The organism is Polyangium jinanense (assembly GCF_028435265.1).
Classification (GTDB): domain Bacteria; phylum Myxococcota_A; class Polyangia; order Polyangiales; family Polyangiaceae; genus Polyangium; species Polyangium jinanense.
In genome coordinates, this window is record NZ_JAGTJK010000013.1 from 215,835 (window position 1) to 236,921 (window position 21,087).

At 68.0% G+C, this 21,087-nt stretch carries 14 protein-coding genes; 9 read left to right on the top strand and 5 right to left on the bottom strand.

The window, feature by feature from the left end; all coding sequences use genetic code 11:
- Positions 1-7 precede the first annotated feature (7 nt).
- The gene (locus tag KEG38_RS24325) at positions 8-796 is read left to right on the top strand and encodes a hypothetical protein (RefSeq protein WP_272422265.1); all 789 of its coding nucleotides are present in this window, start codon (positions 8-10) and stop codon (positions 794-796) included.
- A complete protein-coding gene (gene lnt / locus KEG38_RS24330; RefSeq protein ID WP_272422266.1) occupies positions 793-2,526 on the top strand; it encodes an apolipoprotein N-acyltransferase in 1,734 nt (577 codons plus the stop codon). The genes KEG38_RS24325 and lnt overlap by 4 nt, the downstream gene beginning before the upstream one ends.
- Here the strand turns inward: lnt and KEG38_RS24335 are convergent.
- The 3 genes from KEG38_RS24335 to KEG38_RS24345 are packed head-to-tail and all read right to left on the bottom strand — an operon-like array spanning position 2,432 to position 4,979.
- On the bottom strand, positions 2,432-2,821 hold the full coding sequence (locus KEG38_RS24335; protein WP_272422267.1) for a hypothetical protein: 390 nt from the start codon (positions 2,819-2,821) through the stop codon (positions 2,432-2,434). The two genes, lnt and KEG38_RS24335, sit on opposite strands and share 95 nt — an antisense overlap.
- 31 nt (positions 2,822-2,852) lie before the next feature.
- Positions 2,853-3,749, bottom strand: a complete 897-nt coding sequence (locus KEG38_RS24340; protein WP_272422269.1) for a hypothetical protein — start codon at positions 3,747-3,749, stop codon at positions 2,853-2,855.
- 21 nt (positions 3,750-3,770) lie between these two features.
- Positions 3,771-4,979, bottom strand: a complete 1,209-nt coding sequence (locus tag KEG38_RS24345) for an MFS transporter (protein ID WP_272422270.1) — start codon at positions 4,977-4,979, stop codon at positions 3,771-3,773.
- A 393-nt stretch (positions 4,980-5,372) separates the two neighbouring features.
- Between KEG38_RS24345 and KEG38_RS24350 the strand changes: the two genes are divergently transcribed.
- The 4 genes from KEG38_RS24350 to KEG38_RS24365 all read left to right on the top strand — a co-directional run bounded on the left by KEG38_RS24350 (position 5,373) and on the right by KEG38_RS24365 (position 12,113).
- Complete coding sequence (locus KEG38_RS24350; protein WP_272422271.1) at positions 5,373-8,516, top strand: UvrD-helicase domain-containing protein; 3,144 nt, start codon at positions 5,373-5,375, stop codon at positions 8,514-8,516.
- Positions 8,517-9,103: 587 nt separating this feature from the next.
- Entirely contained in the window at positions 9,104-9,883 is a 780-nt protein-coding gene (locus tag KEG38_RS24355; RefSeq protein WP_272422272.1) for a bestrophin-like domain, read from the top strand.
- Positions 9,884-9,968: 85 nt separating this feature from the next.
- Positions 9,969-11,429, top strand: a complete 1,461-nt coding sequence (locus KEG38_RS24360; protein ID WP_272422273.1) for a DUF2252 domain-containing protein — start codon at positions 9,969-9,971, stop codon at positions 11,427-11,429.
- 123 nt (positions 11,430-11,552) lie between these two features.
- Positions 11,553-12,113 (top strand): cysteine hydrolase family protein, encoded by a 561-nt coding sequence (locus tag KEG38_RS24365; RefSeq protein WP_272422274.1) that lies wholly within the window; start codon positions 11,553-11,555, stop codon positions 12,111-12,113.
- Positions 12,114-12,119: 6 nt separating this feature from the next.
- On the opposite strand, the gene KEG38_RS24370 is transcribed toward KEG38_RS24365, so the two are convergent.
- Complete coding sequence (locus KEG38_RS24370) at positions 12,120-13,784, bottom strand: serine hydrolase domain-containing protein (RefSeq protein WP_272422275.1); 1,665 nt, start codon at positions 13,782-13,784, stop codon at positions 12,120-12,122.
- Positions 13,785-14,312: 528 nt separating this feature from the next.
- On the opposite strand from KEG38_RS24370, the gene KEG38_RS24375 reads away from it, so the two are divergent.
- Positions 14,313-15,029, top strand: a complete 717-nt coding sequence (locus KEG38_RS24375; RefSeq protein ID WP_272422276.1) for a hypothetical protein — start codon at positions 14,313-14,315, stop codon at positions 15,027-15,029.
- A 359-nt stretch (positions 15,030-15,388) separates the two neighbouring features.
- Here KEG38_RS24375 and KEG38_RS24380 read toward each other — a convergent pair whose 3' ends face one another.
- Positions 15,389-17,440 carry an ATP-binding protein gene (locus KEG38_RS24380; protein WP_272422277.1) on the bottom strand — a complete coding sequence of 684 codons (2,052 nt, stop codon included), beginning with the start codon at positions 17,438-17,440 and terminating at the stop codon, positions 15,389-15,391.
- Positions 17,441-17,801: 361 nt separating this feature from the next.
- On the opposite strand from KEG38_RS24380, the gene KEG38_RS24385 reads away from it, so the two are divergent.
- Both KEG38_RS24385 and KEG38_RS24390 read left to right on the top strand, forming a co-directional pair.
- Positions 17,802-19,451, top strand: a complete 1,650-nt coding sequence (locus KEG38_RS24385; protein WP_272422278.1) for a hypothetical protein — start codon at positions 17,802-17,804, stop codon at positions 19,449-19,451.
- Positions 19,452-19,553: 102 nt separating this feature from the next.
- Complete coding sequence (locus tag KEG38_RS24390) at positions 19,554-20,957, top strand: amidohydrolase family protein (protein ID WP_272422282.1); 1,404 nt, start codon at positions 19,554-19,556, stop codon at positions 20,955-20,957.
- The last annotated feature ends 130 nt before the right edge of the window (positions 20,958-21,087 follow it).

The following is a 21,087-nucleotide window of genomic DNA, read 5'->3' on the forward strand; positions in this document are numbered from 1 at the left end:
GCGATCCATGACGAAACGACGCCCTGCCGAGCGCTCGCGTGGTGCCGGAAGGCGATCCGTCGACCGGGACGGCGTCGTCCTTGTCGAGCTCCGGCGGGGCGGTCTTCCCATGGGGCCGATCACCCTCGGCCTCGTCGCGGCGGGGATCGTCGCGTTTCTGTCGTGGAAATGGCAAGCGGAGACGCCGGCCGAAGTGGCTTCGGGCACGACAGCGAAACCGGGACAAACCACGGAGGTCCGCGCGCCTGCGCGTCCCAAGGGCGCGCCGACGCTCCGCTTGGCCACGCGAGCCGCCCCCGCGGCAGACGTCGCGCCGAATGCACGCGTGATCGGCGTCGAGGATCCGGACCCGGAAGGCGAGGATGTTCCGGATGAAGCTTCCGCTTCCGACGACCCTGCCGGAAATCCAGGAACCGCGTCGAAAACCAAGACGGGCATTCACGCGTTCCCCGCGCCCGGGACGAAACGTATCAAGCAAGGCCTCGTCGTCCCCGACGATTTTCCGCTGCCGCCCGGGTACGTGCGGCATTACCAGGCGACCGACAAGGGGCGGATGCTCGAACCCATTCTGCTCTACCACCCCGATTACGAGCTCGTCGACGCGAACGGCAAGGTGATTCCGATTCCGCCCGACCGTGTCGTCCCGCCGGACATGGCCCCGGAGGGGTTGCCCCTCGCTTCCCTGGAGGTCCCGGCGGACGCCTATGCGGACCGCGACGAACGTGGCCCCGCCTCGAATGCCGATCCCGGACAAACCGGCGTCGAGGAGGAAAAGCCCGCGGACGAAGAACCATGAGCACGCGCCCGCTCCCGAAGCGACTGCGCCGATTCTGGACCTCGAAGCGCCTCCGGGATCGGCTCCTCGTCCTCGCGCTCGGCGCATTCGCCTCGGCATACCTGCTTGGCGTTTGCAGCCGCACGGCGGGCTCGTCGTACCTCGCCTGTCTGGTCGCCTTCGTGCCCTGGCTCCTCACGCTGGAGCGCGCCGAGCGCCGCCGCGACGCGCTTTTTGCCGGCCTCGTGATGAGCGTCTTTTTCGTCGCGCTTGTTTTCCCCTGGTTCCCCGAAACGGCCGCCTCGTACGCGGCGACCTCGCCGAGCCTCGTCTGGCCTCTCTTTTTGCTCCTCGCGCCCGTGCTCGAACCGCAGTTCGTGGTGTTTGCCCTCGTGCGCCTCGCCGTGCGGCGCGCCGATCGTCCATACCCCGCGCTCCGGGCCGCGCTCGCGGCCGCGGCGGCGTACGTCGGTGTCGAGCTCGTGTTTCCCAAGCTCTTTTTCGATACCGTCGGGCTCGGCCTCCACCCGGCCGCGTCGTTGCGCCAGGGGGCCGAAATCGTCGGCGCGCACGGCCTCTCGTTCCTCTTGCTCCTCGTGAACGAGGGCCTCGCGCTCTCGATCGTGCGCCTCGTGCGGGCGCCGAAGGACCGCGGATTCGCTCATCCGGCTCTGCCGGCGGCGCTCGTGATCCTCGCTGTCCTCGCCGGCGTGGGGTATGGTCGAGCCCGGCGCGCGGCGCTCGCCGAGGCGAACACGAGGCCCGCGATCTTGGTCGGGGTTGTCCAGGCGAACATCACGAACTACGACAAGCTACGCGCCGAAAAGGGCGCCTTCGAGACCGTTCGCACGATCCTCGACACGCATTTCAAGCTCTCCGACGCGATTCGCGAACGGAAGAGCCTCGAGCTCCTCGTGTGGCCCGAGACCGTCTATCCGACGACGTTCGGCGCGCCGAAGAGCGAGGACGGCGCGGCCTTCGACGAGGAGATCGGCGCCTTCGTGGCGAAGACCGGCGTCCCGCTCGTGTTCGGGTCTTACGAGAGCGAAGGAGACGACGAGTACAACGCGGCGTTTTTCTTGACCAACGACGGGAATGGCAAGGTGCGGCGCGCTTCCTACCGCAAGCGCATGCTCTTTCCGTTCACCGAGTGGGTCCCGCCGATGCTCGATTCGCCCTCGCTGCGCAGCCTGATGCCCTGGGCGGGACACTGGAAACGAGGGCCGGGGCCGGCGGTCGTGCGAGTAGGTTCGTCCGGGCACGACGACGTCACCGCTTTGCCGCTCATCTGCTACGACGTCCTTTTCCCCGGGTTCGTCGCCGAGGCCGCGGCGAAGGGCGCGGATCTCATCGTCACGCTCTCGAACGACTCGTGGTTCCCGGACGGACGCGCCCCGAGGCTCCACCTCGTGTCCGCCGCATTCCGCAGCATCGAGACGCGTCTGCCCCAGGTGCGCGCCACGAACTCCGGCATTTCGGCGATCGTCTCCGCCGACGGGGAAATCCTCGCAAGGACGCGTTTCGACGAGGAGGAGACACTCGCCGCCGAGGTCCAGCTTGCCGCGCGCCTTGTGACGCCAATGATGGCGTTCGGGCACCTGCGCGCGCCTGCATTCCTCGCGCTCGCCGCGCTCCTCCTCGGGCACGCGTGGTGGTTCAGAGCAGGGCGGCGTAATCCTCGAGCGTCTCGACCGGAACGCCGTACCGAGCGGCGACGTCCTCGAGCCACGGGCCCCGCCGCAGCGCCTTGAGGAACGACGCCACGCGCTCGGCGACGTAAAACGACCCGCCGAGCGGGCCGCCGATGCCGACGATGGCCGTGAGCCACGGAATGTGCGCGCCCAGGAGTTCGAACTGGAGGTTCCGGAGCAGGAAATAACTCGCGACGCCGAGCCCCAGCCCGAGCAGGACGCAGGGCACGATCACGAGCTTGTGCAAAAGGCTCGCGCGTCGGGCGAGCTCCGACGCGGCTTCGGCTTCGGCCTCGGGCGTGTGAGGTCTCCCCGGCGAGGCGGTGCGGTATGTCGTCTCCAGCGTCCCAGCCATGCGTCCCCCGATTGTATCAGGGGTTCCCGGATCAGGCGAGGAGATGCGCGAGGACGTACGCGGGGATCAGGACGAAATACGCGACGTCCGCGACGATTTCGGCGGCGCGCCGCAGCCCCTTGGCGCGACGCGGGAGCAGGTACGTCGCGCCGAGCGCGAGCACCTCCACGACGAGCCGCACGAGCCCCCCGTACACGACGAGCGCGCCGAGCACACCCAGCCATCGGACGAAAAATGCGCCGAGGTACGGGCCGAGGCCAAAGAGATGATATTGCCCGAAGGCCCCGCCATACACGATGTACTGGTGCAGGCGGAAAAGGATGATCGCGAGGCCGAGCGGGATGAGCCCGTATTTCACCACGAAATAAGGCCACCGCCGCCGCCCGAGCGCGCGCCGCGCCTCGGCGAAACGAATGGCCGGGTGATCGAGCGCGGATTTTGCCGCGGGGAGTTTTTCGCCCAGGGCTTCGAGCAAGCTCGCGGGATCGGGGAGCACGAGGCGGCGCTGGAACGAGCGGTTCGAGCCGAGGACGAGCCGGAGGCCCGGACCGGGGATCGGCACGCGCCACGGACGGATGGCCTGGATGGCATCGAAGGGAATCTCGAATCGCTCGCGGCGTAACGTGAGCGCGAGCCGCGCGGGTCCGACCTCGGCTTTGCCTCGATGGTTTCGGCCGAGGAGCAGCGCGAGGAGAAGGGGGCCGCCGGAGAAAAAGGCGATGCCGAAAGCGACGGCGATCGGCGGCGCGGTCTTCGAGCCGGTCACGATATCGCGTACGATGTGCGCGGCGACGTAGAGGACGTTGAGGAGCGCGGCGAGGCGGAGCGCCACCGCCAATGTCCGCGTGGCCGGACCGTAGGCGTGGACGGTGAATGCATCTCGCCCAGGGGGGCTCGTCTCCGCGGCGGATTCGGGCGCGTCGGCCATGCGTGCACGATAGCACGCGATTCAGGCGATATCCTCCAGCTCGCGACCACGCGTCTCCGGCAATGTGAGGAGGATCAGGGCGAGGGCGATCACCGGGAAGACGACGGTGGAAGACACGGCCTTGCCCCATCCCACGGATTCGGCGGCGTACCCGACGACGACGGGCGTGACGACTTGCGCGGTGCGACCGAAAAGGTGGTTCGACCACCCGAAAGCGTCACTGCGCAGTTCCGTGGGAAAAAGCTCGGCGTTGTAAGCGGCGAGCACGGAGCCCGTCGCCGTGATGCCGCCCATCGCGAGCACGAGCGAGATCAGGACGAGCGCAGGGGCTCCGGCGAGATAACAGCCCACCGTGCCGGCCACGACCGAGAGGTAAATGACGATCGAGGCGCTGCGCCGGCCGATGACGTCGAGCAGCTTCGCGGAGAGGAATGCGAGCGGCAGCCCGGCGACGGCGGCGATCGAGATGTAAAGCCCGACGCGCCCCTCCGTGTACCCGCGTTCCCCCATCGCGTGCTCTTTCCAGAACATGATCGCGTTCGTGGTGCACGCGTACGTGAGCATCCAGATGGCCGCGAGCAGGAGCATCCGTTTTCGGTGGGGCGGGGAGAGGATCTGCGTGAACGGCCGCTTCGCGAGGCTCGTGCCCTCGACCTGTTCGGTGAAGCGGCGCGTCTCGCGCAGGGATCTGCGGGCGACGGCGAGCAGGAAGAGGGGCGCGGTGCCGAGCACGTAGATGCCTCGCCAGCCGAGGGGCGACTGGACCACGGCGGGCGTGATCCCCGCGCAGACGATGGCGCCGACGCCGGTCAGCGCATTGAGAACGCCGATGTAGAGGCCGCGGCGATCGGCGGGGAATTCCTCGGCGGCTACGACGAGAGAGAGGGCCCACTCGGCGATGAGGAAAAACCGCGCGGCGATCTGCGCGGCGCCGAAGGTGAACGGTCCGCGGGCGAGCGCGGTGAGCGCGGTGCAGAGGGCGTAGCCGAGGATCGTGACGGCGAGGACGCCGCGCCGCCCGGCGCGGTCGGCGTACCGGACGAGGCCGTAGGAGAGGATCGAGCCGGCGCAGATGGCCCCGACGAGCCAGCCGGCGTCGCTCGGCGAGAGGCCCATTTCGGCGCGGATCGCGGGCAGGAGCTGGGTGAGGGCGAAGGTGTCGAACCCCTCGAAGAAGCTCGCCACGCCGAGGAACACGAAGAGGCGGCGGTGGTATCGATCGTCGCTCATCCGGACCACTTTCGTGCGTATCAGGGAAACGAACCTTTCACAACGGCCGAACAACGGCCCTCCTGCGATCGGTTGCGAGCGGCTTCGGGCATGCCTCTTCGTCGCCGTGTTCGCCGGGTTCTATCTCTGGATGGGGCGGTCCTTCCGGTAAAACCTCCGCCGCGTCTGGTTCCATGGCGCCAAACCTGAGGTTCCAGGTCGCCAAACCATTTCGAACCTTCCCCGCTTGACGAGGCCTAGGATCTCGGCTAGGTGCGGCGTAGGGGTTCCCGAGAGACAAACATGCGATACCACGCAGACCTCCACGTCCATTCGAGGTACTCTCGCGCTACGAGTTCGGACTGTGACCTGTTTCACCTCGCCTGGTGGGCGAGGCGGAAGGGGATCACGGTCGTGGGCACGGGCGATTTCACGCATCCGGCCTGGATGGCGGAGCTCAAGCGGCAGCTCGTACCGGCCGAGCCGGGGCTTTTTCGGCTGCAGAGTGATGTCGAGCAGGCCGTTTCGGCGCGGCTCGAAGGGCCTTGCCGGGGGACCGTGCGGTTCATGCTCTCGGTCGAGATCTCGACCATTTACAAGAAAGGCGAGCGCGTCCGGAAGGTGCATCACCTCGTGTACGTGCCCGATTTCGAGGCGGCCGAGCGGTTCGTCGCGGCCCTCGCGCGCGTCGGCAACCTGAACGCCGACGGCCGGCCCATCCTCGGCCTCGACTCGCGGCACCTCCTCGAGATGGTGCTCGCGTCGAGCCCCGGGAGTTATCTCGTGCCGGCGCACATCTGGACGCCCTGGTTTTCCGTGCTCGGCTCGAAGGCTGGGTTCGACGCGGTGGAGGAGGCTTACGGGGATCTCGCCCCGCACGTCTTCGCGCTGGAGACCGGTTTGTCCTCGGATCCGGCGATGAACTGGCGGCTCTCCGGGCTCGACCGTTACCGCCTCGTGTCGAGCTCGGACGCGCACTCGCCGCCGAAGCTCGGGCGCGAGACCACGGTTTTCGACGGTCCCATCGATTATTTCTCGCTCCGCCACGCCCTGGAGACGGGCGAGGGGTTCGTCGGGACGATGGAGTTTTTCCCCGAGGAGGGCAAATACCACCTCGACGGGCACCGGGCGTGCGGCGTGCGCCTCGAACCCTCGGAGACGCTCGCCCGCGGCGAGATGTGCCCGACCTGCGGGCGCCCCGTGACGGTGGGCGTGCTCCATCGCGTCGAGACGCTCGCCGACCGCGACGAAGGATACAGGCCGGAGAATCCCCCCGATTTTCGGAGCGTCGTCCCGCTGCCGGAGGTCCTCGCCGAGCTCGCATCCGTGGGGCCGTCGAGCCAGGTGGTGGAGCAGAGTTATCGGGGGCTGCTGTCCCGGCTCGGGCCGGAGCTCTTCATTCTGCAAGAGGCGCCGCTCGAAGACATCACGCGGGCGGGTTCGTCGCTCCTCTCGGAGGGAATCGCGCGGATGCGCGAGGGGCGCGTGATCCGCGAGGCCGGATATGACGGCCTCTACGGGACAATCCGGCTCTTTTCGCCGGACGAGATCAAGCGCCGCCTCGTGGTCGCGCCCCTCTTCGAGGACGAGCCGAGCCCGACGCCGGCGCCGAAGAAATCAGCGCGCTCCGCGGAAAAGCCCGGCCGCAAGAAAAAAGCCACGACGGAGGAGGAGCCGGAGGTCACGCTGTTTGCGCCGCGCGTCGAGTCGAATGCGGCGCCGGAAACGCCCCCGTCCTTGCTCGACGGCCTCGATCCCGATCAACGCGCGGCGGCCGAGGTCGTGCGGGGGCCATTGCTCGTCGTCGCGGGTCCGGGCACGGGCAAGACACGCACGCTCACGCATCGCATCGCGCACCTCGTCCACGATCAAGGCGTCCCACCCGAGCGGATCCTGGCCATCACGTTCACGCGCCGCGCCGCGGACGAGATGCGCGAGCGGCTCGTGGTGCTCCTCGGCGAAGCGGGAGAGCGCGTGCCGGCGATGACGTTCCACGCGCTCGGGCTCTTGATCCTGCGTGATCATGGCGACCGCGCGGAGATCGGCATTGCGGGGGAGCGGGAGCGGGTCGGCCTCGTCGCCGAGGCGCTTTCCGTGACCGAACGCAAAGCGACGCAGCTCTGCACGGCGATCTCGCGGTGGAAGCGGCGCGTGGCGCGGCGGGCCGAGGCATTGCAACGGTTTCCGGAAGAGTATTCCCCGGGGACCGATCTCGACCGTGCGTGGACCGCGTACGAGGAGGGGCTCGCCGCGCGGAACCTCGTCGATTTCGACGACCTCGTCACGCTCGCGGTCGAGCTTCTCGAATCCCGCCCCGACGTGCTCGCGGCCTTGCGCGAGCGTTTCGTGCACGTCTCGGTCGACGAGTTCCAGGACGTGGACGAACGGCAATACCGCCTCCTGCTCCTCCTCGCGGGCGAGGCGCAAAACGTCTGCGCGATCGGCGATCCGGATCAGGCCATTTATGGGTTCCGCGGCTCGGACGTCTCGTTCTTTTTTCGATTCCGGGAGGATTACCCCGCGGCGAGCGTGGTGCGCCTTGGGAAAAACTATCGTTCGACGCGCACGATCGTCGACGCCGCGCTCGGCGTCATCGCGCCCTCGCCGACGGTCGGCGAGCGCGTGCTCCGCCCGCTCATCGAGGATCGGAGCCGCATCGTGATCCACGAGGCGCGGACCGAGCGCGCCGAGGCCGAGTGGGTCGTGCACGTGATCGAGCGCCTCGTCGGCGGTACCTCGCTCTTTTCGATGGATTCGGGTCGTGTCGAATCCACGGAAGGGGAGGGGAGCCACGCCTTCGGCGACGTGGCGATCCTGTATCGCACCGACGCGCAGGCACACGCACTCGTCGAGGCGTTGAGGCGCTCGGGGATGCCATTCCAGCGGCGCACGCACGATCGGGTGCTGGAGCGGGCGGCGGCGATGGCAATCGTGCGGTCGTTCGTCGCGACATACACGCAGGGCACGCCGCTCGCGCCTTCGCTGGAGTCCGCGGCGGCGCGCGTGCGGGAGGAGATCGCGGCGCCGCAGGAGCCCGAGGACGCAGCCTCGAAGACGCCGGGGGAGGGCGAGGAGGCGCCGTCGTTCCGAGAGGCGGACGTCGACGCGGCGCTCGCGGTGCTGCTCGTCATTGCGGCGCGGTCGGGGGAAGACGCGGAGCGATTCCGCTTGGAGGTGGCGCTCGAGGTGGAGGTGGACACGTGGGATCCGCGGGCGGATCGGATCTCGCTGCTCACGCTGCACGCCTCGAAGGGGCTCGAGTTTCGGGTGGTGCTCGTCGTGGGCTGCGAGGACGGTCTCTTGCCATTACGATTCAAAGGTCGCGAGGAAGAGGCCGACGTGGCCGAGGAGCGCAGGCTCTTTTACGTGGGCATGACGCGCGCGCGTGAACGCCTGTTCCTTTCCTACGCGCGTGAACGCGTGCGTCACGGCAAACCCGCGGCGACGGAGGCCTCGCCGTTCCTGCGCGAGATCGAGGAGCGGCTCCTCACCGAGGAGAGGGCCGATCTGCCGAAGAAGGGGCCGGATCCGCGGAGGAAGCAGCTCACGTTGTTTTGATGGGGTGCTGAGGATGGGTCTCTTCTTGGGGCCGCCGTGCCGGGGCGCTGCCCCGGACCCCGCGGGGGCTATCCGCCCCTCGACCCGGACCAGGGCAAGCCCTGGACCGTTCGTGGAAGAACTGCGCGATGCGCAGTTCTTCCAACAGGCCGGTGGCAAGACCAGGAAGGTGCGTTGCACGCTGGCGACGGGCAGGGTCGTCGTTGGTCTTGACCTGGCCTGTTCGATGAACTGCGCATCGCGCAGTTCATCGACCCCGAGTCCAGCGCTTGCGTAGGCCCCGGGTCCAGGGGCGGATAGCCCCGGTGGGGCCTGGGGCAAAGCCCCAGCGCAGCGCCTTCCGTGGACAAACCAATTCTGCCGGCAACGGAGCCACATGGGCTCTCGTCAGCGGAACGCGGGCACAACCTCGGTGAAAGAACTTGACAGATCGAGCTTGGCTTGGTTGACCTCACGCCAGGGATCGCGGCCATAAAGCCAAGTGCCAGCCGGGCTATCGGACGGAAGGCGACCGCCCGTGCCGGCGCCGCGACGACATGCTCCGTCTTCGCGACGGCAAAACGTCGTGATTGAAGCGAGGTGCACCCATGTTCGCGGCTGGACCGCTCGACCAATTTCCGCTCTGGATGCTCTTGGGGGGCACGATCGTGACCCTCCTGCTCGCCGTCGAGGGCGGCTATCGGCTGGGAACGTACCGGCTGCGTCGATCCGAGCAGGAGCACGGGGCCCACGTGCTCGCTCTGGTCACGACCACGATGGGCTTGCTGGCGCTCGTCCTGGCATTCACGTTCAATCTCGCAGCGAACCGCTTCGAGGCCAGGAAACAGATCGTCGTGGACGAGGCCAATACCATCGAGACGACCTACCTGCGCGCCGGCCTGCTCCCCGGCGACCGCGGCGCGAAGGTCCGCGAGATGCTGCGTGAATACGTGGACGTGCGTCTGGAGGCGGTGAGGCTCGGAAACGTCGAGCACGCATTGCGGCGCTCGGAGGAGCTGCACCGGGAGCTGTGGAAAGAGGCGGAGTCCGTCGGACGAGACCAACCCGAGTCGACCGTCGTGGGGCTCTTCATCCAGTCGCTGAACAGGACGATCGAGCTCCACGCGATGCGCGTCAAGGTCGCCGTTCGGGGCGGTATTCCAGACGCCCTGTGGGCGGCGCTCTACCTGATCGCGATCCTGAACCTTTTGGCCGTGGGTTATCACGCCGGTCTGGTCAAGACGCCCCGGTCCCCCACGCTCGCGACGGTGGTCATGAGCCTCTCGGTCGTCCTGATGTTGACTGCCGACCTCGACCACCCGCAGGAGGGCGCTATGAAGGTGAGCCAGCAGGCGATGATCGATGTGCGGCGCACGATGGGCCCTTGAGCATCGCGCGTGTGTCGGACGGACCGGCGAGGATCGGAACGGCGCGTCCCGTCCGGCCGTGGGAGGAGCGCCGAGGGAGGGACGGATGACGGAGATCGCCACCATCGATAGATCATCAATCGAGGGATCCGTAACGGGTATGGGGGAGTGGGCGATGCCGCACCTCTCCGCCGAGGAGCGCGCGGCGCGCGGCAAGGCAACGCGCGCGGAGATTCCACGCGCCGCCCACGCGACCTGGGAGGCGCCGCCCCACCGGCCCGATCCAATCGCGCTTTTGGAGGAGCAAGTAAAGACCCGCGTGCCCGAGCTCGTGCCGATCCGCTACGGCCGGATGCTGGTCTCGCCGTTCACGTTTTACCGCGGCGCCGCGTACATCATGGCCTCCGATCTGGCCACCGCCCCGCGCTCGGCCCTGAGGGTACAGCTCTGCGGCGACGCACACCTCTCGAACTTCGGGGTCTTCGGTTCCCCCGAGCGGCGCATGATGTTCGACATCAACGATTTCGACGAGACGCTGCCGGGACCGTGGGACTGGGATGTGAAGCGGCTGGCCGCGAGCCTGGAGCTCGCCGGGCGCGACAACGGTTTGTCGAAGTCGGCGCGCTCGGACATCGTCCAGACGACCGTTCGCGAATACCGCGAGGCCATGCGGAATTTCGGACAGCTCGGCAACCTCGACGTCTGGTACGCGAGCCTCGACACCGAGCAGGTGTTCCACCAGTTCGGCTCGCGGGTAGGTCACAAGCGTCTGCACGTCACCGAGCACAACCTCGCGAAGGCTCGGACGAAGGACAGCATTCATGCCTACGAGAAGCTGACGCACGAGGTCGGCGGCCGGCGGCGAATCATCAGCGATCCTCCCTTGATCGTCCCGATGGATGAGTTCCTGAAGGGCCCGGCCCGCGAGCAGCTCGAGCAGCAGGTGCGCGAGCTCCTGCGCGGCTACCGCTCGACCCTCGAGGCCGATCGGCGGCACCTGCTGGAGGAGTACGACTTCGCGGACATGGCCCACAAGGTCGTCGGGGTCGGGAGTGTCGGCGCGCGCGCCTGGATCCTTTTGCTTCTCGGCCGTGACAACAAGGACCCGCTTTTCCTGCAAGCGAAGGAGGCGCATGCGTCGGCCCTCGAGCCGTTCCTCGGCAAGAGCGGATACCCCAACAGCGGCCAGCGCGTGGTGGTGGGCCAGCGGCTGATGCAGGCCGCGAGCGACATCTTCCTCGGCTGGCAGCGCGTGAAGGGCACAGGCGGGATCGAGCGCGACTTCTACGTGCGCCAGCTACGCGACTGGAAGTTCTCGGTGGACATCGCCTCGCTGGATCGGGCCGCATTGACGACGTACGGCAGTCTCTGCGGTTGGACCCTGGCGCGTGCGCATGCGCGCTCGGGCGATCGGATCGCGATCGCGGCCTACCTCGGGAAGGGGGACTCCTTCGACAAGGCGACCGCCGCATTCGCGAGCGCCTACGCCGACCAGACGGAGCGCGACCACCAAGCGCTGGTGGCCGCGGTGAAGAACGGGCGCATCCAGGCCGAGACCGGGGTCTGAGCTCGTCATTCCAATCCGTCGAGCGCCCTCGGCTGGGAGGACGGAGGCGCGGGCCGTCCCTTTCCAAATCCAGAGCATCGTGGTAGACGTGCCGTTGCTCTACGGGGGGGAAAGGATCGAAACATGGCCGCGCGTGCTCTCATCATCGTCGATATCCAGAATGATTATTTCCCTGGAGGGAAGTGGACGCTCAGCGGGGCCGATGCCGCCGCCGACAATGCGGCTCGACTGCTCGCCGCTGCCCGCAGCAAGGGCGACCTCGTCGTCCACATTCGCCACGAATTCCCGAGCGCCGACGCCCCCTTCTTCGCCCCCGGCTCGGAAGGCGCGCAGATTCACCCGAAGGTGCTCAATCGGGACGATGAGCATGTCGTGGTGAAGCACCAGATCAATTCGTTCCGGGACACCGACCTCAAGGCGGTGCTCGACCGCCATGGCATCACCGAGGTCGTGATCTGCGGCAGCATGAGCCACATGTGCATCGATGCCGTGACGCGCGCGGCCGCCGACTTCGGCTACGCCGTCACGGTCATTCACGACGCCTGCGCCTCGCGTGATCTGGAGTTCAACGGCGTGCGGGTCCCCGCAGCGCACGCCCACGCGGCGTTCATGGCGGCGCTCGGGTTCGCCTATGCGAAGATGCGATCGACCAACGAGTTCCTCGGCGCGGCCGGGAGCGCGTAGGCGGAATCACTCACGGGTGTAGTACGCCACCGAATCCGCTTCGGGGATCGATACCGTCACCCCGCGCACCTTGCCCCAGGCGTCGCGGCGGAAATCGAATACGTACATGTAGAGGCCGGCCTGCACGAACTGCGCCGGCCCCAGCGGCAGCAGCGGCATCGGCTTGTCCTGGCCCGGCACCGCGAGCTCGATCGCGTCGCCAGCAATCCGCACCTGGATGGAGTCGTGTTCGAAGCTGTCGGCCAAAGCGCGGCGCAGGTCCATCGGCACGGCAGCGTCGAGCCGGTAGCGGCCCGCGTAGTCCGGCGACGGCGGCACACGCAGCGACACGGTGCGCAGCGGCGGATGCGCGCCCAGGCCGATCGCGTCGGCGAGCGCGTTGCGAATCTCGACGGCCAGTTGGCCGCCTTTGCTGCCGTTGGTCAGGATCACATAGCCGTCGCCCGTTTCCGGATAACCTTCCATGAAGGCCAGGTAGCTATCGTTGGCGCCCATGTGGAAGAAATGTCGGCCCACGCCGGTGCCGCCCAGGCGCGGCCCCAGGCCGAACACGCTCGGCGATACCTCGGTCATCATTGCCGTCGCCAGGGGCTGCGGCAGGAAGTCGGCGCGTCCCTGGTAGCTCTTGATCAAGCCGCATACGAACCGCCCCAGATCGTACGCGCTGGTCCACAAGCCAGACGCCCCGGTCTCGGCGAAACTTTGAAAGCCACGCGGCAACGCAGTCCGTGCGCCATTGCCGTCGTGCGCCTTGGCAATGTTGCCGCGCTCGGCCGACAGCGGGCTCTCGAAGGTGCTTCGCCGCATGCCGAGCGGCACGAACACCTGCTCCTCGGCCAGCTGCCGCAGCGATTTGCCCGTCGCGTCCTCGAGCGCCACCTCCTCCACCGTGACGCCGCCGCCCGAGTAATCGTTGAGCAGCCCCGACGTGTGTTCGAACCGCACCGCCTGGCCCTTGGCCGGCTTCTGCCCGTCGAGCACCTGCACCAGGGTCGGCAGCGGTTCGCCGGGCTGGTAATCCGCGAATCCGTGCACGCCCAGCCCCGAAGTATGCGACATCAGCATGCGCAGGCTCACCTGCGGCTTCGGCATCTCGGCCGAGGTCGGTAGCTTCCAGCGCTTCAGGTAATCGTCGACGTTGCGGTCCAGATCCAGCTGCCCCTGCGCGACCAACCGCAGCGTCGTCGCCGCCGTCACCACTTTGCTGATCGACCCGACCGAGAACAGCGTATCGCCATCGACCTTGTCCTGTGTGCCGCTCTCGCGCACGCCATAACCGACCGCCTGCACCACCTCGCCATTCCTCAGGACCGCGACGGCCACCCCGGGCACATTGTAGTGACGCATGCGCTCGGCCAAGGACCAGCGCGGCATGGCATCGTCCCGCGCGATCACGTTGGGGCGCAGTCCCTGGTCGAGGGCAACGAGCAGATTGGGCGCGGCCGGCGTCTGCGTTCGAGCGGGATCGGTCTTCGGCACCGTGGGTGCGGTGTCGCCGGGCGCCGTGGCTTCCTTCTGGTTCATGCCGCCGCACGCGGGCATGGCCAGAAGAGCACAGGCGCACGCCACATGGATTGCCGAGCGGTTCCACATGATGGTCAGGCCTCTGTCGGTCGTGAGCGTTTCCGAGGCGCTTGGTCGAGTGGGAATGCGCGCCTGCTGTTTGGCCAAATTCGGAAGATGGGGTTGAGAGCCTCGTATGCCACGCGCCTTGCACGCGTGCAAATCGCCCGATGGCAGCTGCTCGGTGGGTGTTCCACGCGTGCAAGGTGCTCCAAACGACCTGCGCCGAGTGCCTTGCACGGGTTCAAGGGACGTCGAGCACGCGGCGCGGGAGCACTTGCGCGCGTCCGAGCGTCGCCCTGACGTGTTCCTTTCGGCGTTTGCATCGACGCGAGGGCGCGGATCACGGCGTCACAGCCGCGTTTGCGCCAGTGCATCCCGCGCTGTGCACGTGTACCGGGCGCCTTCGCGCCGGTGCAAGGACGACCGCGCAGGCGCTCGCGCTCGATTTGCATGGGCGCAGCCGCGGGCGTCGCTTCTCCCCCCACCTCACGAGAGCAAGAATCAGTCGGACAGAAAAAGTTCCGCCGCAGCGTCGAACAGCCCGCGCGGTGCTCACGACCCGCACCCACGAAACCCACGTGCCCCGAGCACTCCTGCTTCCCCGGCGCGTGTCCCCTTCCAGGAGGAGCCTCGATGCAATCGCCCATGCGGAACACCCCCGTCTCGAAGTGCCTCGATCTCGCCAGCCACTCCGTGTGCATGTTCGGCAAGTTCTCTTCCCATCCCGCATTCGTCGCGCTCGAAGAAAAGATGAGCGCAGGAGCCGCCGAGCTCGCGGCAGCGCAGGCGGAGTACGAGAAGGCCGTCAAGGCCATTCTCCCCAGGCGCGTCGACATCAAATACGAGAACTACCTCTCCGATCGGCGCATCCGGCTCTCGCAGCAAAAGATCGAGATCGCCGACAGCAAGCGAAACGGGCGAATCGCAAGCCTGGTCTTCCCAGAGGGATCCGCCCCGATCACCCGGCTCGTCGGCCCCTCGCAGGTCGAGGCCATGATCAATCTCGAAGGGCGGCTCGCCGCCGCCCAATCGTTGTGGTCGGAAGCCGAGGCCGAGAAGGTCGAGATCAGCGCATTCCGGCAGCGTTATCAGGCCGCCCTGGAGAACCGTCAGAACGCCGTCCAAAAGGCACGAGATCTCCGCGCAGCTCGGAACGCAGCGAAGGACAAGTTCCTCACGATGTACGCCGAGGTGATGGCCCGCGTCCAGGCCGAGCTTCCGCGGGACAAGGTCACGCAAGAGCTCTTTTTCGACGAGGTTCGCACGAGGTCCGCCCTCGCAATCGCAGACACAGACGAAGGCGACGAAGCCAGCAGCGAAACGACCGAAGGTCAGGCACAGGGCGCCTGACGCAGCTCCTGCAGCGGAGCATGGGTCTCATCTGGGAGGCGCTGCGCTGGGGCTTTGCCCCAGGCCCCAGCAGGGGCTGTCCGCCCCTGCACCCGGACCAGCGCAAGCGCTGGACCCGGGGTCGATGAACTGCGCGATGCGCAGTTCATCGAACAGGTCGAGGCAAGACCAGCGACGATCCTGCCAATCAAGACAGCCGCGCTGCCTTTTCGACTGGCAACGCGGTTCCACGGGCCTGTTGGAAGAACTGCGCACCGCGCAGTTCTTCCACCACGAGTCCAGGGCTTGCCCTGGTTCGGGTCGAGGGGCGAACAGCCCCCGCGGGGTCCGGGGCGGCGCCCCGGCGAAGCGCCTCCCGTCTAGACGGCGGCCCCCGCCGGCTGGAGGAGCCGATCGCGCATCTTGAACACCTCGCTCGCCGCGACCAGGTCGCCGCCCTCGCGGAATGCCTCGGCGGCGCGCTCGTAGAAGACCGCGGCCTCGCGTGGCAAGAAGACGCTGCGGGACGACGTCGCCGCATCCATCAGCTTTCGACCTGCCATGCACGGTTCGCCTGCGCCGCGCCACTGCTCGGCCACGAGGGCAGGGTCTCCGCCCAGCGCTTCGAGTGCCACTGCCAGCCGGCGGCGCAGCAGCACCTCGACGGGGCGCGGGAGCGTCGCGAGGACGGTTTCCCCGATGAGATCGTGGCTGAAGCCCATGCCATGCACGACGTGCGCGGCCGTGAGCTCTGCCCAGCAAGCGGCGGTGGCAGCGGCGCTGGCCTCGAGCGCGGCTGACGCGCTCGCGAGCGTGAAGTTCGAGCCGAGCAGCGCGAGCACGCGCGCCATCTGCAACGCCGGCTCCGACAGGCGCGAGAGCGTGCGTTCGAGGACCACGCCGATACGGCCGGGGGGCATGCGCGCGACTTCGGCGCGCGAGAGCGTACCCGACGCGATCACGTGCTTCACGGTCTCGAGCACGAAGAGCGGGTTGCCGCCCGCGTAGCTCGTGATCGCGTCGGCCATGTCGGCGATGCCGGGCACGTCGAGGCTCCCGAGAAGCTGCCGCACGCCGGCCGGGGGGAGCGGATCGAGCTCGATGTGGATCCCCAGGCCAAAGGCCACACCCTCGCGGATGGCCGCCATGATCGCCTCGGGCAATTCGCCCGCGCGATAGCAGAGCACGGCGCGAAGCTTCACCGTCGGGTCCTGGAACAACTGCTCCATCACGTACTGCCCGGCCTCCGCGGTCGCGGCGTCCACGAACTGGATATCGTCGAAGCCGAACGCGTCGTAGCCTTCGCGCGCCGCGAGGCGATGCGCTTCGACCTTGGCCTGGAGCATGCGTAACTTGTCCGCCTCGCTCTCCATTGGCCCCGGCGCCTGCCCCAGCCCCGGCACGATCCGCGCGAGCTCGGCGCGCGCCCAGGGAGCGAGCTTCGCCGCGTCGATCTTCACCATCATTTCGCTGTACACACGCGCGTGCGTCCCGTAGGGCACGGCGCGATCGCCGGGGCGGGCCGTGAAGAAGAACGGCCTTGCCACCGCGTTGAGGAAATCGTGCATGAGACGGCTCTTCCCGATGCCGGGCGGACCGCCGATGATGATGGCTTGGCCGGCGGCCCAAGCCGCCTCCATGCGCGCCCACACCTCCTCGCGGCCCACGAGCTCCGGAGGCCGGAGAACGGAGAGGGGGATCGCTCTCGCGGGCGGCGCGGACCTCGGCCCTCGTTGCTCGGCGGATCGCGCGATCTCGCGGGCGAGCTCGGTCGTGGCGCGCGAAGGCTCGATGCCGAGGTCCCGTCCGAGCATCGTGCGTAGGCGCTGGAAGGCCGCGAGCGCTTCGCCACGATCTCCCGCGGCATAAAGCAGGCGCATTCGCTGCCGGTGCGCGTCCTCCGAACACGGTTCGAGCTCCACGGCGCGCGCCGCGAGCGCGAGCGCGTCGGTGAGACGACCGCTTCGCTCGTGCTCGTCGATCGCGGCGGCGATCGCCTGACGTCGTGCGGCGTCCACGTTCGCTCGCGCGCTGTGCAGCCACTCGTCGAACAGCGGTGCGTCGTCGAACTCGAGCTGACCGAGCAGCCGGCCCAACGGCAGCTCGGTGGCGCGCGCTGCGAGCTCCGTGCGGCGCGCGCCTCGCAGCGCGCTCACGTCCGCGTCCACGGAGGCCGCCAGAGCCAGCGGATCGGCGCCGCTCACGAGCACGTCGCCGGTCGCCATCTTCAGCCGCCGGAGGAGTTGCCGCAGGTTGGCCCGCGCCGTCGCCTCGGGCGAGTCGGACCACAACAGCCCGGCGAGCTTGGACTTCGGCGTCTCCCCCTCGACCGCCAGGTAGGCAAGGAGCCCGAACGCCTTCTTTTCGAGCCTTGCCGGACCGCAGGGGCCGACGAGGCGGACCTCTCCCAGCACGAAGAGACGCCAGTCCATGATCACTTTTGTGGAGCTGCCCTGAGAGTGCACGTGGCGCGGTCACCTGGGATGCCTCCAGCGCGTCGCGCGACGGGAGGCGGGGGCGATTAAGGATGCGGTGCCGAGTCTAGCCCTACCTTTGGTCAGGCCGCTACCATCGAGCAGCAACCGGCGATGCGGGTCGGTGTCGGGCGAGCGGCTCGTGATCACGCTGCGCGCTCCCGTGAGGAACCGAGCCATCGGCGCGGAAGCGCGACGAAAATCTGCTTGCCGTCTCCTGTCACGCTTCAGTCACGCCCCCGCTCCCAAACTCCCGTTCGACTTGGCCAGCCGAGACCTACGACGTCGCGACGCATGGCCTATCGGGGAGCTTGCACGTATGAAACCGCACATCGATTCCAAGCGTTCCTTCTCGGTGCTCTCGGCCATCTTCGGGACGGCTCGCAAATCGGTCGCGCCTTCGGATGGCATCGAGGGCGGGGATCCGCAGCGCGCGACGGGACCCGTCGGCTCGAGTTCTCCCGGTCCCCGGAGGGGCTCGCACCGGGGCGTGCTCGGCGTCGCGGCGGCCTTGGTCGCGGGTGCGCTTGTCGCCGGCGCGTGCGGCGCTACGCCCGAAGACGCTCCGCTCGAAGACGAAAACGTCGACTCGTACAGCGCTGCCGCCACCTGCGAGACGTGCGAACCGCCGCCCGGCGACCCCGACCCGTGCGTGCCCAACTGTACGGGCAAGGTGTGCGGGGCGTCCAACGGCTGCGGCGGCAAGTGCAGCGCCGGCTCCTGCCCGGCGGGCACGACCTGCGGCGGCGGCGGCGTGTACGCCCAGTGTGGGTGTACGCCCCAGTGTTCGGGCAAGGCGTGCGGGGCGCCCGACGGCTGCGGCGGCATCTGCACCGGCGGCTCGTGCCCCTATGGGCAGGCGTGCGGCGCGGCGGGCGTGCCGGGCCAGTGCGCGACGCTGCCGATTGGGCAGGGAGTCGAGTGCTACGTGTTCAACGACGGCTACACCGACATGGTCGGGCCGTCGCAGGCGATTTACCTTGCGAGCGGCTCGGGCCAGGCGTGCGTGCCCGATGGCACCCCGGGCGGCACCTGCCGCAAGTGGTTCGGCCGCTGCCAAACCACCGACCCGAGCCACACGCCGGTGCTCTTCCGGGTCTTCAACGACGGCGGGGCCGACATGGCGGGCCCGTCGGACGCGGTGTTCTCGCCGGGGGGCAACCAGGCGTGCGTGCCGGGCAACGGCGCCGCGGGCGTGTGCCGGCGCTGGTTTGGCGAGGCGACGCTGCCCGACGGACGCTCGGTCGAGTGCCGGCTGTCCGATGACGGCGGCGTGCAGAAGACGAAGTTCACGGAAGGCGCGATTTACAACCGTGGCTACGGGAAGGTGTGCTTCCCCAACGACACGCAGTACGGCCTGTGCCGCAAGTGGTTCGGCGAGTGCATGGTGGTCGGCTGCGGCGACGGCGCGTGCAACGAGGGCGAGACGCCGTCGAGCTGCCCGTCCGACTGCAATTGCGGCGACGGGGTCTGCAATGGCTCCGAGTGGTGTGGCAATTGCTCGCAAGATTGCGGCGGTTGCTGCGGCAACGGCGTCTGCAATGGCAGCGTCGGCGAGACGTGCGCCTCGTGCCAGCAAGACTGCGGCTCGTGCTGCGGCAACGGCGTCTGCGACAACAACGAGAGCTGCCAATCTTGCGCGAAAGACTGCGGCGAATGCCCCCCGCAGACGTGCTCGGGGCAGACGGCCGGGTCGCAGTCGCAGTACTTCTCCGTGGGTATCGAAAACTACTACGGCTGCCTGCTCGGGAGCGCCGTGTACTTGGCCAACTCGCTGAGCGAGGCCATGCAATGCGGGCAGGCGGCCTACCCCGGCTACACCATCGCCACGGGCACGGTCGGCACGTACGTCTATCACACCGGCAACGTCAATGGCTGCGCCGACGTCACGTTCGCCGCGCTGTCGTCGTCGAAGGCGGCCACGTGCGCCAACGCGAATGGCTACCCGTACGCAGGCCCCTGCCCCTGAAGCGCCGGTAGGGCGCCCGCAGTGACTTGTGGGGGAGCCGAGGCAACCGCGACCTCGGCCTTCCCCACTCCGTTCGGCAATCGACAGAATGAGGTGGCTCTCATGTGGAAACTAGCTTCTCGAGCGTCTTTGTTGGCCTTCACCATCCTTGCGACGGTCCATTGCGGATCGGGAAATGAGAACCCCACCGGCGGCACAGGCGCCGCCGGCGGTACCGGAGGCACCGGCGGCACCGGCAGCACAGGCGGGAACGGCGGCACCGGCGGCACCGGTGCCACCGGAGGCAACGGCGGCACCGGAGGCACCGGCGGCGGCGAATGCATGACCACCGACAAGGCCATTCGGTTTGGCAAGCTCGTCAATCCCGAGGATGGCTCGGTCATCGACAACGCGATCGTCGTGACCCACGAAGATCGGATCAGCTACGTCGGCACGGATGAAAAGCAGATTCCGTGCGGAGCCAGTGTCATCGACTGGACGGCGTACACCGGGCTCCCCGGGCTCGTCGATGCACATGTCCACTTCTCCTACCAGACAGACCAGGAGCCGGGCACGCTCCCCTGGAGCCGCGTGACCTGGCTGGTCAACAATGACCCCTACAAGTACATGGACCTGGCCCGCGGCGCCGCTCTGGCGACGCTCAAGACCGGCGTCACCACCACGATCGACAAGGGAGGCCGCGACTTTCTCCTGATGAACCTGCGCGACGAGATCAAAGCCGGCAAGACGCCGGGACCGCGTGTGTTCACCGCGATGGGCGGGATCAGCAATTACAAGTACCCGAACTCGGTCCCCGCCCAGGAACTGAAGGCCTGGGTGCAGTTGCTGGTGCTGCGCGGCGCCGATATCGTGAAAGTATGGGCCGACAAGTGCACCGACCAGACGCTCGAGTGCTCGCCGACGTTCACGTACGACGAGCTCAAGCTGCTGGTCGACACGGCACACGAGGAGGGTTTGCCCATCGCGATCCACGCATACCACCAGGACACGGCCAAGCTCGCCATCATGGCCGGCCCGGACTCGATCGAGCACCCGGAGGGCCTCGACACGGTGGACTGCGGCAACATGATCGACAGGGGGACGATCTACGTACCGACCATCGATCACAACCGATATTACAAGGACAACCTCGCGTTCTTCGGCTACGCCCCCGACCTGGAGCAGAAGTTCGAGGCGTACATCCAGGACAACCTCGCGAGCGCGACCCAGGCGCACCTGGTGGGCGTGAAGATGGCGATGGGCTCGGACGCCGTGTTCACCGGATTCGGTGAAAATACGAAGGAGCTCGCCTGGTTCGTGCAGGCCGGGATGACCCCGCTCGAGGCGCTCCGTGCCGCCACCATCCATGGAGCCGAGAGCATCGGCGCGCAGAACGAGATCGGAAAGGTCGCAGTGGGCTACTACGCCGACATCATCGCAGTCGAGGGCGACCCCCTGGCGGACATCAACGTCGTCATCAACGGGGTCCGCAAGGTGATGATGGGCGGGCGAGTCGCGGAGTTCTGACGAGGCCTGTGCATGGGGCCGCCGCGCCGGGGCGCCGCCCCGGACCCCGCGGGGGCTGTTCGCCCCTCGACCCGAACCAGGGCAAGCCCTGGACCTTTGGTGGAAGAACTGCGCTCCGCGCAGTTCTTCC

What these genes read in the sequence shown, in the direction of transcription:
- KEG38_RS24325 (WP_272422265.1), top strand. Translation starts at nt 8, where the DNA reads ATGACGAAACGACGCCCTGCCGAGCGCTCGCGTGGTGCCGGAAGGCGA.
- lnt (WP_272422266.1), top strand. Translation starts at nt 793, where the DNA reads ATGAGCACGCGCCCGCTCCCGAAGCGACTGCGCCGATTCTGGACCTCG.
- KEG38_RS24335 (WP_272422267.1), bottom strand. Translation starts at nt 2,821, where the DNA reads ATGGCTGGGACGCTGGAGACGACATACCGCACCGCCTCGCCGGGGAGA.
- KEG38_RS24340 (WP_272422269.1), bottom strand. Translation starts at nt 3,749, where the DNA reads ATGGCCGACGCGCCCGAATCCGCCGCGGAGACGAGCCCCCCTGGGCGA.
- KEG38_RS24345 (WP_272422270.1), bottom strand. Translation starts at nt 4,979, where the DNA reads ATGAGCGACGATCGATACCACCGCCGCCTCTTCGTGTTCCTCGGCGTG.
- KEG38_RS24355 (WP_272422272.1), top strand. Translation starts at nt 9,104, where the DNA reads ATGTTCGCGGCTGGACCGCTCGACCAATTTCCGCTCTGGATGCTCTTG.
- KEG38_RS24360 (WP_272422273.1), top strand. Translation starts at nt 9,969, where the DNA reads ATGACGGAGATCGCCACCATCGATAGATCATCAATCGAGGGATCCGTA.
- KEG38_RS24365 (WP_272422274.1), top strand. Translation starts at nt 11,553, where the DNA reads ATGGCCGCGCGTGCTCTCATCATCGTCGATATCCAGAATGATTATTTC.
- KEG38_RS24375 (WP_272422276.1), top strand. Translation starts at nt 14,313, where the DNA reads ATGCAATCGCCCATGCGGAACACCCCCGTCTCGAAGTGCCTCGATCTC.
- KEG38_RS24380 (WP_272422277.1), bottom strand. Translation starts at nt 17,440, where the DNA reads ATGGACTGGCGTCTCTTCGTGCTGGGAGAGGTCCGCCTCGTCGGCCCC.
- KEG38_RS24385 (WP_272422278.1), top strand. Translation starts at nt 17,802, where the DNA reads ATGAAACCGCACATCGATTCCAAGCGTTCCTTCTCGGTGCTCTCGGCC.
- KEG38_RS24390 (WP_272422282.1), top strand. Translation starts at nt 19,554, where the DNA reads ATGTGGAAACTAGCTTCTCGAGCGTCTTTGTTGGCCTTCACCATCCTT.